10 protein-coding genes are annotated in these 13,202 nt (G+C 56.2%); 4 read left to right on the top strand and 6 right to left on the bottom strand.

Annotated features, from left to right (window positions below; genetic code table 11):
- Nucleotides 1-377: 377 nt before the first annotated feature.
- On the bottom strand, nucleotides 378-1,427 hold the full coding sequence (locus ABYP39_RS03870) for an AraC family transcriptional regulator ligand-binding domain-containing protein (protein WP_372781209.1): 1,050 nt from the start codon (nucleotides 1,425-1,427) through the stop codon (nucleotides 378-380).
- A 75-nt stretch (nucleotides 1,428-1,502) separates the two neighbouring features.
- Between ABYP39_RS03870 and ABYP39_RS03865 the strand changes: the two genes are divergently transcribed.
- The 3 genes from ABYP39_RS03865 (at nucleotide 1,503) to ABYP39_RS03855 (ending at nucleotide 4,918) form a co-directional block, all read left to right on the top strand.
- Nucleotides 1,503-2,567, top strand: a complete 1,065-nt coding sequence (locus ABYP39_RS03865) for a M14 family zinc carboxypeptidase (RefSeq protein ID WP_372781207.1) — start codon at nucleotides 1,503-1,505, stop codon at nucleotides 2,565-2,567.
- The gene (locus ABYP39_RS03860; protein WP_372781205.1) at nucleotides 2,560-3,294 is read left to right on the top strand and encodes an alpha/beta fold hydrolase; all 735 of its coding nucleotides are present in this window, start codon (nucleotides 2,560-2,562) and stop codon (nucleotides 3,292-3,294) included. Before ABYP39_RS03865 ends, ABYP39_RS03860 begins: the two co-directional genes overlap by 8 nt.
- A 154-nt stretch (nucleotides 3,295-3,448) precedes the next feature.
- Complete coding sequence (locus ABYP39_RS03855) at nucleotides 3,449-4,918, top strand: class I adenylate-forming enzyme family protein (protein WP_372748031.1); 1,470 nt, start codon at nucleotides 3,449-3,451, stop codon at nucleotides 4,916-4,918.
- Nucleotides 4,919-4,961: 43 nt separating this feature from the next.
- Here ABYP39_RS03855 and ABYP39_RS03850 read toward each other — a convergent pair whose 3' ends face one another.
- From ABYP39_RS03850 to ABYP39_RS03830, 5 genes are all read right to left on the bottom strand, one after another.
- Entirely contained in the window at nucleotides 4,962-6,050 is a 1,089-nt protein-coding gene (locus ABYP39_RS03850; RefSeq protein ID WP_372748030.1) for a Rieske 2Fe-2S domain-containing protein, read from the bottom strand.
- A complete protein-coding gene (locus ABYP39_RS03845; RefSeq protein WP_372781203.1) occupies nucleotides 6,043-7,770 on the bottom strand; it encodes an FAD-binding protein in 1,728 nt (575 codons plus the stop codon). Before ABYP39_RS03845 ends, ABYP39_RS03850 begins: the two co-directional genes overlap by 8 nt.
- 339 nt (nucleotides 7,771-8,109) lie before the next feature.
- Nucleotides 8,110-8,589 carry a glutathione peroxidase gene (locus ABYP39_RS03840; RefSeq protein WP_372748028.1) on the bottom strand — a complete coding sequence of 160 codons (480 nt, stop codon included), beginning with the start codon at nucleotides 8,587-8,589 and terminating at the stop codon, nucleotides 8,110-8,112.
- Nucleotides 8,590-8,658: 69 nt separating this feature from the next.
- Nucleotides 8,659-11,307: an AsmA-like C-terminal region-containing protein gene (locus tag ABYP39_RS03835; protein WP_372781201.1), complete on the bottom strand. Its 2,649-nt coding sequence runs from the start codon at nucleotides 11,305-11,307 to the stop codon at nucleotides 8,659-8,661.
- 5 nt (nucleotides 11,308-11,312) lie between these two features.
- Complete coding sequence (locus tag ABYP39_RS03830) at nucleotides 11,313-12,134, bottom strand: MipA/OmpV family protein (protein WP_372764354.1); 822 nt, start codon at nucleotides 12,132-12,134, stop codon at nucleotides 11,313-11,315.
- A gap of 110 nt (nucleotides 12,135-12,244) precedes the next feature.
- Here ABYP39_RS03830 and sfsA point away from each other — a divergent pair, with 110 nt between their 5' ends.
- Nucleotides 12,245-12,967, top strand: coding sequence for a DNA/RNA nuclease SfsA (gene sfsA, locus ABYP39_RS03825; RefSeq protein WP_372760660.1), 723 nt, complete (start codon nucleotides 12,245-12,247; stop codon nucleotides 12,965-12,967).
- Nucleotides 12,968-13,202: the final 235 nt, after the last annotated feature.

Genomic DNA, 13,202 nt, shown 5'->3' with positions numbered 1-13,202 from the left:
GCGTCTGTGCGGCAGACGCCATCGCGACAACTGGTGGCAAGATAGGACGCTCCGGGGCAGTGGGATTGGGCTTGAGCAAGGCTGGCGGTGAGGATGATGCCGGCCGAGAGTGCGCGAACAATGCTTCGCATCGCTGTCTCCTTTTTCGGTTGTTATTGTTTGGACGGTGCAGCTCAATGGCTGAAAATAGGCTGGAAGAAAAGCGATGTCAAAGTTATTAACATGCTGTTTTATAAAGATATATTGGTTATTTTTGACCGTTTTCGACGCGCTGATGACCCTTTCGGGCGCGCGCTGAGAGATGGTTGACCGAAAAGGTTGAATAGCTTGCAAAAGCGGACAGCAGAAAATTTTTCTCGATGGCGCGAATTTGTGCGTCAGTTCCGGTAGTAACCCGGCTGATGGCCTGTCCATTTCTGAAATGCACGGCGAAAAGAGCTACTGTCGCTGAAGCCAAGCTCGTTGGCCAAATCGGCAATGGATACATCGGAGCGTCGCAAGCGCTCAATGGCCATTTCCTGTCGCAACATATCCCTGATTTCGCGAAAGCTGGTGTTCTCCCGATTCAGACGTCGGCGTAGGGTGCGGGCATCGCAATCCAGGGCCTGTGCCAGGGTTTCCATGGAGGGTTGTTCCTGCCAGTGACTTTCCAATAACTGACGTACCTGGATGCTGTATTTGCCGGCGCGATCAAACTGACGCATCAAATCTTCGCAGACCTGTTCACAAGCGCGTGCAGTGACCGGGTCGGCGTTGGGTAGATTGACGCCGAGAATATCGGTACGGAATACAATATCGGTATGCTGGCTGTCGAAGCGTACTGGGCAACCAAACGTTTCTTCATAGGCGCTGGCGTAGCCGGGGTTGGGGTAGTCCAGACGCAACTCGCAGATGCGGCTGGGGCGTTCTGCCAATACGTCGTTAAAGCGCAAAAAACCGGAGAGAAATTGCTCCATATAAAACACCTTCACGGCGCCGTGGGGCAGGGTGTCGGTGACCCGGATTATGCCGAGGTCGCCTTCTACTTGGAGGGAGATCTGTACATTGGTTCCCAGGATGGCTTTCTGGTATTTGATGGCCAGATTGACCGCGTCGATATCCGTGGAGCTACATAGCATGGCAAACCCGACTACGCCATAAACGCCTACCCCGGCGTCTTTGCCCACTTGCAGGCCAAGCCCAGGTTCTGGTCGCAGATTCACGGCGTTCTGGTATACCTGAACCAGATCGTCAAAGGGCACAATCTGCCGACAGCTGCGGTCTGTGCCGAGCTGGGCGGGTGAGATGCTGGAGCCGTGCAGCAGAGCATCGGGGTCAAACCCCTGACGTTGCAACTGATTGACGGCAGCGATAATACTGTAGAGCGGAATCAATCCCTGATCAGTCTGTTTCATGGTGTGCATGTTGTTATTGTTGTGTGTACCCATTCTGCCTCGGCCTATCCCAAAATACCCTCATCCATTCGGCATATTTGTGCACTGACATCAAGCAGTAACACAAGCGTGATTGACTGCGTGCTGATGGACGACACAGAGGCAAGAATGGGTGAGGAAGTTATACTGACGCCAGAGCTGCGTCACCTGAACAATCTAATGATGTTTTCCTCCCCGATACTGCGCAGTCGCACCCTGGCATCGGTTTCGTTGACCCCGGAAGAGCAACTGCCCGTCCAGGCACTGGAGTTGGGAAGCGAGTCCGATGACGTGCCGGTACTGTTGTTTGTGGGTGGTGTGCACGGGGTGGAGCGTATTGGCTCGCAGGTGGTGCTCGCGTTTCTGGAGACGCTGATTCAGCGCCTGCAGTGGGATCACAGTTTGACCGGCGGGCTGAAGCACTTGCGTCTGGTATTCGTGCCTATACTCAATCCGGTTGGGTTGATCCGGCAAACGCGGGCCAATGGCGCGGGTATTGATCTCCTGCGCAATGCGCCGGTCGATGCGCCGGGCAAGGCGGCATTTCTCGTCGGCGGCCACCGGCTCGGGGGATGGCTGCCTTGGTACCGCGGCAAAAGCGGCGCCATAGAACCGGAGGCGAAAGCCTTGTTTGATCTGGTGATGGCTGAAACTGCGCGCTCACCTTGTGTGCTGGCGTTAGATGTTCATTCTGGTTTTGGCATGTACGACCGGCTCTGGTTTCCTTATGCGCGCTCACGTGAACCGGTACCAAGGCTGGCGGAGTTTTATGCTCTGTATCAACTGATGCAGCGCACCTATCCCCATCTCGATTATGTATTTGAGCCCCAATCACGCCACTACATAACCCACGGCGATTTGTGGGACTGGATGGCACTCGAGGCAGAAGCCAGTAACCGCCTGTTGTTACCGTTGACCCTTGAAATGGGGTCGTGGCGCTGGGTCAAGAAAAACCCGCTGCAATTGCGTTCATTGCAGGGCCTGTTTAACCCCACCAAACCCCATCGCCTGCAGCGGGTGTTGCGCCGCCATGTGGTGTTGATGGAGTTTCTGATTCGCGCCGCCCGTGCCAGTGATGCCTGGTTGCCCTGCGAACACGAGCGGCTATTCAAACAGCGCGATGCGGTGCGGCGCTGGTACGAACAGTATGGCTGAGACCTATATTCTATTGCGTGGTCTTGGCCGCGAATCAGGGCATTGGCTGGAGTTTGCGGGCGCACTGGCCGATGCCGTTGCGCCGAGTGCAGTGCATTGTTTGGATTTGCCGGGCAACGGCTCTCGCTGTCGCGACAAGAGTCCCTGTGTGCTGGACAACTGTGTGGCGCCACTGCGACGTGAATGTCAGGAACGTGGGCTAGCGCCGCCCTATCGGATTATCGGTTTATCGATGGGTGGGATGGTGGGGCAGTGCTGGTTGCGATTATACCCTGATGAGATCTGCGATCTTGTCATGGTCAATAGTAGCCTTGCGAGCCTTAGCCCGTTCTATCATCGGATGAAGCCCGGTGCATTTTTTCGGTTGCTGGCAGGGCTTTTCAGTATCAGGCAGCGTGAACGCGCGGTGAAAAAACTGAGTTTTAACCTGCGTCGGCATGATTCCACGATATTGCCGGCGTTGCTGGATATCGCGCAGAGGCACCCCGTGAAAGCTGGCAATCTGCTGCGACAGCTCTACGCTGCGTCGCGATTTCGCTGCGACTTGCCCTTGCATAGTGAACGGATTTGCCTATTGGCTTCACGTCGGGATCGTTTGGTTGATGTGCGGTGCTCACAGGCGCTGGCTATGCACTGGCAGCTGCCGATATGCATCCATGACGCGGCTGGCCATGATTTGCCGGTAGATGATCCGGCGTGGACGGTAGCGCAGCTGTTGCTGAGATAGCGTCCGGGCCGTGTGCACTTTGGCACCCGCCCCTGTGCAGGCACAGTGACTTGATTGTAGGTGGCATAGCTTACAAAGAATATTGCTCACAGATGCGACTACTGCGATGCTAAGCGACATTACAATTTCGCTATTAGGTACTGCAGAAAAGCCTGTGACAAAGACCGGTAATCAAAGCCTGGCGGCACTAGCCCATAAAGCCATTGCCCGACGCGGGAGCGAGCCTGCCGTGCAATTTCAGGGAGATTGGATTCGGCGCAGCGAACTGAGTGATCTCGCTGGCAGCATCCTGGCGCACCTGCAAGCGCTGGCTTTGCCTGCCGGGAGCAAAATCGCTTTTGTGGCACGTAATCATCCCTCTGCGTTGGCTGCGTTTGTCGGCCTGCTTGCGGGTGGTTTCAGTGTTCGGATGATCTATCCGTTTCAGTCATCTGTGGGGATCGCCCGGGAGATTGACATGTTGCGGCCGGCGGTGGTGGTGGCAGATCATTCGATTTTTTCCGACGAGCTTATGGCTGTGCTGAACAGCACGGGTATAGGTGGGCTTGCCTTGGCGGGAATGAAATTACAGCCGATTACCGCCGCTACCAACCGGCAGTTCGAGGCAATAAACCCACCCGTTGTGGAAATTCTCACCAGCGGTACTACGGGCAAGCCTAAACCTTTTACGTTGACTTACGACACTATTGCGATTCATTTTGTCGGTGCACCGGCGCCGGGTTTGAAAACTGGGAATATTCCGGTACTGCTGTATTTTCCGATAGGCAATATTTCGGGTTTGTATTCGACCTTGCCAGCCTTGTTGCTCGGCCAACAGATCATTCTGCTAGATCGATTTCGGGTGGAAGACTGGCACGCTTATATCGTGAAATATCGGCCGGTCGTTAGCGGCATGCCTCCGGCGGGGCTTCAGATGGTACTCGATGCCGACATTCCGCCAGAAGATTTATCCAGCTTGAAAATGCTTGGCGCCGGTGCCGCCCCGCTCGATCCCGATGTTCAGCGTCGTTTTGAACAGCGCTACGGGATTCCCATTCTGCTTTCATATGGCGCCACCGAGTTTGGCGGCCCGGTGACGAGGATGACGCCAGAGTTGTATGAAAATGGTGGTCGAGAAAAAATTGGTAGTGTCGGGAAAGCGATTCCGGGCTTTTGCCTTCGGGTGGTTCACCCGGAAACCTACGAGCCGCTCTCAGCGGGAGAGGAGGGGATTCTCGAAGTGGTCTCGCCACGTATTGGCCCGGATTGGATTCGCACTTCCGACCTTGCTGTGATTGATGATGAAGGCTACCTTTTCCATCGCGGCCGAGCCGACGGCGCTATTGTACGCGGCGGTTTTAAAATACTGCCCGAAACTATTGAAAAAGCGCTGTTGAAACATGCGCAGGTCTCTGCGGTATCGGTGGTGGGGTTGAAAGACGCGCGTCTGGGACAGGTGCCGGTGGCGGCGGTGGTATTGAAGCCCGGCGCCGAAAATGTGCCCGTCGAGGCACTGGAGCGCCATCTACGTGAGCACGTACTGGCAACCCATATTCCTGTGCAGTGGAAAATTGTGGAGGAATTGCCGCGCACAGCGCTGTCCTTCAAGGTTGATCAGGCGGCGGTGCGGGCAATGTTTGGCTGAGTTTCACTGTATTGAGGCATCACATTTTCCTTGCACGCAATTGCTATTCGCGCACACTGCTGATCACCCGCTCGGGCTCATCCCACGCTTCTTCTGCACGCGGACGATAAAACCGATCGTACCATTTGCGCAGTTTATTAATGGGTCCGTCGCCGTCACACAAAATCGGATCACTGCGATATTTTTTCGTTTCCCACACTTCAACATCTGAGCCAAAGGCGGCTATCGCAGACAGCGGGTACTGATCAACAAATTCCTGCGGCAGGGGTTCGTCTGTCAGACTGGCTACAATAACGCCGGACGTCAGCTCTACTTCCTCGTTGTTGATTGGGGTGTGGTAGTTGAGCCACCAGCTGGCGTAAGACAACTCCGGGCTTTTTGATGTGGTGTAGTAGTACATCACGCTAGGGCCGTGATAGGTGGCCACGCCCCAGCTGTCAGCCTCTGCCGCTCCGCGCTCGCGACGGGCGGCATTGATGTCAAAATCGATACCGCGCGGTTGAATCATATCCAGACTCAGGTCGGTCTGAATACGCGATTCCTGGCTCACCGAATAGGCGGTAAAGCGGTTGTCGAACTGTAAGGGGTGGCCGCCATGCACGGACGGAAAATGCCCGGCATCGACAATATTTTCAATAATCTCGCGGCCGTGGGAGCGGATCACCGTGCGGTTAAAACGCCAGTCACCCCAGCCGGCTTGATTCCACTCCGGGATCGTCGGCAGTTCCCAGTTGGGTGCTCCGCCTTCGCTGTCATACCACAGGGCGATAAAGCCGTTTTTCTCCACCGTTGGCCAGCTTTTGAGTGCGTTTTTGGCGCGTTCCGGAATCTTGTTGGCGTAGGGAATAGCGGTACAAGAGCCGCTGCAGTCAAACTGCCAGCCGTGAAAGGGGCAGCGAATGGTGTCGCCAACCACCCGGCTACCGGTGCCTGCCAGATGCGCACCGAGGTGAGGGCAGTAGGCGTCTAGAATCACAGCCTGGCCGTTGTTGCCGCGAAACAAGACCAGATCTTCGTTGAAATAGTGCAGAGCTTTCACCGCACCGGGCGCGAGCTCCTGCGACAGGGCGACGATATGCCAGCCTCGGGCAAAACGACCTTTTTCTTCGAATGCATAGCGAGTATCAGTCATTGGCGTTCTCCGGTGTGAGTTGGCCAGCGGCGTGCCGCGCAGCGATATAGGCAAAGGTCATGGCCGGGCCAATCGTTGAGCCAGCGCCGGGGTAGCTGTCACCCATCACGGCACCGGAACAGTTGCCGCAGGCGTATAACCCGTTAATTGGTTGGCCGTCGGTTTTCAACACGCGTCCCAAGCTATCCGTTTTCAGTCCGCCCTTGGTGCCCAGATCTCCCGGGTACACTTTCAGGGCGTAAAATGGCGCTTCTGCGATGGGGGCGAGACTGGGGTTTGGCTGAATGGCCTGGTCGCCATAGTAGCGGTCGATGGCGCTCTCGCCCCGGTGAAAGTCCGGGTCTTTGCCTTCGCGCGCAAACTGGTTGTGGCGTTCGATGCTGTCGCAAAATGGTGTGATGGGAACCTGCATCTGCTGCGCTAATGCCTGCAGGGTGTCGCCCTTACAGAGAAAGCCGCTGTCAAACCAGTCCTGGGGCAACAGCGCGTCTCGTTGCACCTTGCCCGGCGGAATCGGCCCCATCATGTAATCGCGGCGCGCACGTGCGTCAAACACCATGTGGCAGGGCACGGAATCCACGCCGTTATTATGGTTGTTCCACAGGGTTTTGATCAGGTCTTCATAGGGGGCGGCTTCATTGCAAAAGCGTTTGCCGCTGCTGTCGACAAAGACCGAGCCGGGCATGGCCTTGCCTGAAATCAGTGCCAGTACCGATCCGTCGGGGAATTTTACCGAGGGTGTCCACCAGGCGCAGTGCATAAAGGCCAGGTCGGCGCCCACCGCCTGTCCCATGGCAATGGCGTCACCGACGTTGCCCGGTGAATCACTGCTGAAGGTTTCGCCTGTCGGCAGCTGTCCATACTGCTGTCGCAGAGTCACGTTCTGTCCCATACCGCCGCTGGCAAACAGGACGCCGCGACGCGCGCGGATACGCTTGATCTCACCTTGATGAGCTACTTCCAGCCCGATGACGTTGCCGTCTTCAACGAGAAGCTGACGTGCCTCGGCGTTGAGCCAAAGCGGGACCTGCCAGTTCATCAGGGCGCGGCGCAGTCGCACCACCAGAGCCCGGCCGAGGGTTTGTCGGTTGTCAGGCAGGCCTTGCAGGCGGCTGGGTATATCCAGGTAAAAACGCAGGATATTGCGCAGCATCAGGAGCTTGCCCTTTAGCGTCATATCCATGACTTCGCGGCTTTCCTTAACGGTGATGGCAAAGCGCATAAAGCCGCTTTTAAGGAAATCCGGAAATCGTTGCTCCGCGGCGTGCCTGCCGATGCGGCGGCGACTGATGGGCTTGGGCTCCATCGAGCGGCCGCCGGGCTTTGCGCCCGGTGCATCCGGGTAGTAATCGGAATATTTCAGCGCGGCTTCGAAGGGCAGGTCGGCATGGTCTTCGAAGAACTGCAGCATCTTCGGGCCTTGCCGGATATACGAGCGCAGTTTTTCGGTGGGCACATCTGGCCCTACAACCGCCTGCAGATAGGCCAGAGCATCGGCTTCACTGTCGTTGATGCCGCCTGCCTTCATGGACGGGTTGTCGGGAATCCAGATGACGCCGCCAGACAGCGCGGTGGTGCCACCAAACTGATCAGTCTTTTCCAATACGAGGGTTTTCAGCCCGCTGGCCGCGGCGACGACACCGCCGCTCATACCTCCGGCACCGCTACCGACAACCAGAAAATCCACTTCTTCCGTCCAGATTGATTCCGTGGCTGGCATCTGCTCTATCCGTTGGCCAAGTATTTCAATCGAGCATAACAGCTGCACACCGTCATCAAATTAACGGCTTGTCATATAGCGTTGGAGTGTAATTTTCTAAACCGGTGTGAACTGGTCACCGCACGAGGGTGAGTTACGAATACCCAGCGTCTAGATGCGGATAAAGACAGGTTCTTCGTTAACGCAGGTGGGTAGGCTTTGATTTTGATCTGCTATCTCCGGGCATACCCTCACCCCGCCCCTCAAAGGGAGAGGGTGAGGGGGCGTACGGCCCCGCAGGTATAGCACTCATATAGCGGTTGTTGAGGCGCTCGATTTACACTCGACGTTACGATGCGCCTACAGTAAGGACTGGATTTTGTCTTCGATTTTCTCGGGCGGCGTCGCTGGAGCAAAGCGCTCTATCACATTGCCTTCGCGATCAATCAAAAATTTCGTGAAGTTCCATTTGATTTTCTTGGTGCCCATCAGGCCGGGGGCTGCTTCTTTGAGGTGACTGAACAGCGGATGAGTATTATCGCCATTCACCTCAATCTTGGCGTGCATGGGAAAGCTTACGCCGTAGTTCAATTGGCAGAACTCCTGAATTTCACCGTTGCTGCCCGGATCTTGTTTGCCGAACTGGTTGCAGGGGAAACCAAGAATGGTCAGCCCTTTATCTTTGTATTTCTTGTAGAGCTTTTCCAAGCCTTCGAACTGTGGGGTGAATCCACATTTGCTGGCAGTGTTAACTACCAGTAGCACCTGCCCGCGGTAGTCGGCGAGGGACTTTTTGGCGCCATTGGTGGCTTCGGCTTCAAAGTCGTAGACTTTGCTCATGGAGCTTCTCCGTGGTTGCGTCGTCTGTGCATTTTGCGCAGTTCACGCGAAATTGCAATCGCTGCCGTTTTAGGGCGCTTCGGGGGCTGGTGGCGTTTCCGCCGTGCCATCGGCTGGGGATTCCGGTTCGGGTTCCGGGATGGCCAGCTCTATTTTCTTGCTTGGATCGCAGGCGCTACCGGCATTCATAGCCCGTTCGACCAGGCTCTGGGCTATTAGAGAGGCACCGCCGGTCGCCATGGCCGCGCTGGTTGACAGGGCAGAACTGAACAAACCACCGGCGTCCACGCCCAGCTTCGGTGATTGTATATCACCGTGAATTTTCACCAGTTTGGCAAGATAGCTCAGGTTTACACCGAGGCCTTTGCGCGCGATGGGGGTGAAGTTGAGGGTCATGCGCTCTTTGCCCAGATCCACTTCACCATCGCCAATAATTTTCATTTTGCTGGTTTCTACGTGAAGGTTCTTTTCACTGACCATTACGCCATTCTTCACATCGAAATAAACCGAAACGCATTCTAGTTGTGTGACGGGATCTGATTTGGCGAAGGGGTTGAGTTTGGTGATGGCTTCAGTAATCCAGTCGGAGCCGATCAGGTCGACCTTGTTGTTATCCATGGTCAGATCCTGCAGGCGGGTGTCTATCTTGCCATTGAGGTTGCTGGCCAGTGCATGCGCGCTGGTACCGTGGGAGGCCAGCTTCAGTTCTACCTTGCCGTGACCGCCGCGAATCTGGGCGGCCTCTTCCAGCCCAAGCGCGCCCACATTTCTGCTGTTAAAAGTCAGTTCTGTTTGGGCCCTATTGTCATTCTCCGTAAAGTTGCCGCTGAAGCTGAAATTCAAGTCATTGTCGGGCAGTTTGATCTGGCTATTGCGCGTGGTCAGTTTGCCCTTGTTGAGCTGAGCGATCAGGCTGATTTCATCAATTCGATTTACGGGTGTGGTCAAACCCTGGATATTGAAGGCGACTTCTGCATCCATCTCCCTAAGCAAACGGTTGTCGATGGTATCGCGGGAGAATAACGGCTTTTTTGTTGCATCGGTTTTGGGCTTTTCTGCCGTGCCGGACGTTTGCTCTGGGCTGAGAAAGCGAATATCCAGATCTTTTCCGCTAACACTGGCGGTAAGCTTTGGACGATCACCGGGCGTATAGCTGGCATCGAGGTTGAGTCGCTGGTCACCCAATTGCATGATGAGCGCCGGGCTGAGTACGCCCTTTAAGGAGCTGAGTTTACCGTCTACGTTCAGCGCGCCGGCCTCGGTGTAGGGCAATTTGGCTGCTTGCCACAAGGTCAGCGTGCTGGGGGCTGCAAGCTGGAATGTCAGCTCCTGTTCTTCTAGCGCGTTCAGGTTGGCTCGACCTTCAGCGTTGAGAGTGATGTGCTCATTCACCGCGAGCTTGAGCTTGGCATCGGCGTCTGCACCTTGGGTTTGCAAATCCAGGGCGGTGAACTCTGCGTCCAGCGAGACGGAATCCAGCGCGTACCCATTTTCTGTGTTTTGAAGGATTTTGCCGGTGCTCGCGGCCACCGCCAGTCGCGGACGTTTCTTATCGCCGCGAATGACGATCTTGGCGTCTATGTCGGCAACCCGCCACTGCTGCCCCGAGAAGGCTTTCAGCACAATATCAGCGTCCAGGTTCACGGCGTTGAGGCCGCTCCAGTCAATCTGGGCCTCTCCAATCTGCTCAGGCTTGGCGGGTGGTTCAGTTATCTCTTTCTCTACCACTTCAGTGCCAGCTTCGGCGATGGCTTCAGACTGGAATAACGCCAGCAGCGCGTCGAGATCAACGTGGTCCGAGCGCAATGTTGCACTCAGGTGGTGGTCAGTTGGCGAGTAGACGGCGTTGCCGCTCAAGGCCTGGTCGCCTAGCTGCAGTTCCAGGTCGCTCAGGCGGTAGTGGGAATCAATGCCGAATCGGGTTGTCAGCCGTGCTTCCGGTAGCTCAGGGATCTCTACACCGAGCAGTCGGGAGATAAAGGCGGTGTTGCTGAGGCTGAACGACACTTTGCCGGCACTGCCATCCATCTGCGCCCGAGTGCTCAGTGATGCGTCGACTCGGGTCTGCATGGCGTTATTGCTGAGTGCGAGGTCCAATGCCAGTTGATGGGCCGAGGAGAGGGTAAATTCCCCGTCCAGCTCGAAGGCCTCACCATCGATGGCGGTTCGTATTGCTAGGCGTGCCCGGTTTTCAGCGGTGCGCTCAAGCTGCAGCAATGGCAGGGTGATATGCCGTTGCTGGGCCGGCAGGCTAATCTGGATATCGCCGTCTTCTATCAGAATGTTCTCAAACGCAAAGTCGCCGGGCAGGGCGAACGGCAAGGGTGAAGTGGAAGAATCTTCCTTGGGGGCACTGGATTGGGGCCAGTTGCTGTTGCCGTCTTTGTCGAGGCTATAAATCACCTGTGGGCTTGCGAGCGCCAGTCGGAAAAATGGCTTTTCCAGCGAGGGCCAATCGGTGAGCTCCAGTCTCACTTGCTCGGCGTTAAGCAGTTGCTGCCCACGGTGGGCTACGGCGACGTTCTGCAGTTGCAGGCTGGCCGGCCCGACGCCGCTGTCTATGCGACCAAGGCTGACTTGCAACCCGCTTTGGTCATTGATAAGGCGAGTTATCGGTTGTTTAAACCAGTTGGGTTGGATAACCAGCAGGCTGATGAAGACTAGCAATACCAGCAGCAGCGACGCCAGAGTGACCGCAAAGAATTTAAGTGCTTTCATGAGTCTCAGGGTACCAGCGTTTTTGATTTAATCAGAGTGCGTGACAGCGCGAAGCTGAGATAAATGCCGTATTTTTGGCGGAAGAGCGGACCGTCATCAAAGCTCACATTGTCCAGATGGTGGTAGGTTAGTGAAGTGTATAGGTGCCAGTCTTTTTTGGGTTGCCAACGCACAAAGCCGGCGATGGCAGCGCCGCCGTAACCGGCATCGGCATCGTAGGTTGGGCGTTCAGCGGTGGCGAACTCCGGCAACACATTGTGAAAGAAACCGTGGTAGTCAGCACTGCCGTAGAGGGCTTCTATACTGCTGCCCCAGCGCAGTCCGGGGCGCTGCTGGAACTCCCAACGCAATTCCGGGTTGGCGACCCAGCCCTCGTGGTGCATGCCACTGTCACCGACCGAGATCAATGCTCGTGTTTTAAACTCGGCGGTGACCCTGTGCGGGGACTCGAGAGTGACTTTATAGGTGACCGACGGCCCGAGCTCAAATGCCGGGTCGAGATCGTCCATGCCTTCTCGGGCACTGTTATCTTCGCTGTTCACCGGAAGTGATCCGCCACCGCTGATATCCAGCTCCCAGCGCTCGCCGCTAAAAAACAGCCCCTGTATGCCGTTGTCGTCGGCCTTGAGAATATCGCCGCGAAACACCATGTAGGGGAACGGCAGTATGTAGAAGCTGTCCTCATCAGCGCCCAGATAATCAGGGCGGTGAAACATCACTGTGCCAAAACCCAGCTCCCACAGTGGTTTTTGCTCAGCGACTGCCGGTGCTGGGTTGAACGCGGTGCACAGCAGCAATAGGAACAGGGAGGTGGCTTGTCGCTTCAAGGGATCTCATCCGGGCCGGGTTTTCAGTAAGTGGGCCGACTTTGCTAAAGTGCATCGCCCGTCTTCTTATAACGACGTAACTTATAACATATTCTTACTGCGGAACTGCCATGTCGGATCACTGGATTACAGCCACTCTGCTGAGGCGCTATAAGCGTTTTCTTGCAGACGTACAATTGCCGAGCGGCGAGACGGTGACGGTGCATTGCCCCAATACCGGCGCCATGACTGGCTGCATGGAGCCCGGTGCCACGATCTGGCTGTCAGTGTCGGATAACCCTAAGCGCAAATATTCCCTGACCTGGGAGCTTATCGAAACCAGCGCGGGAAACCGCATCTGTATCCACTCGGCACGGGCCAACAAGGTGGTCGCCGCCGCTCTGGCAGACAACAACATACCGGAACTGATGGGCTATGAACGCCACCGCCGAGAGGTAAAAGTCGAGGAGGGTACCCGCGCGGATTTCCTGTTGGAGTCGCCCGGCCGCTGCGTGGTTGAGGTGAAAAGCGTGACGCTGGGCTTGTCGGACGGTTATGGCGCGTTCCCTGATGCGGTCAGTGACCGTGCCACCCGCCATGTGCGGGAGCTGGCAAAGGTTGTGGCCAATGGAGATCGCGCGGTCATGATTTTACTGGCCATGCATACGGGTATTCAGCGGATCGGCCCGGCCGACAGTATCGATCCGGTATACGGTGAGGCGGTGCGTGCGGCCATCTCTGAAGGGGTGGAGGTGCTGGCTTATGGTTGCGAGGTTTCGCCCGACGGGATCGTGCTGTCAGGGCGTCTGCCCTTTGAGCCGGTGCTGCCATCAGCGGTTCTCGATGAAATTTAGGCCTGTTGTCGGGGGGGAGCAACGGGAATGAACGTGCGGGAGGAGAAGGGGCTGCAGAAAAAGGCCTGCTCAGCTGGAGGCCCTCAGGCAGGAATTAGCCACCATTAAGCCAATTGCGGCAAGTGTATTAATGTTTTTTTGAAAAAGACAAAGTATTTAAAGCGGTCTTCATGACTCTGGTTTTTTGTTGTCTTCCGCATCGTTAGTTCGCTGCAAACGGATGGCGATGCGGGGC

Source organism: Litorivivens sp., assembly GCF_041625495.1.
Classification (GTDB): Bacteria; Pseudomonadota; Gammaproteobacteria; order Pseudomonadales; family Spongiibacteraceae; genus Litorivivens.
This window is presented reverse-complemented; position numbering and strand designations above follow the sequence as displayed.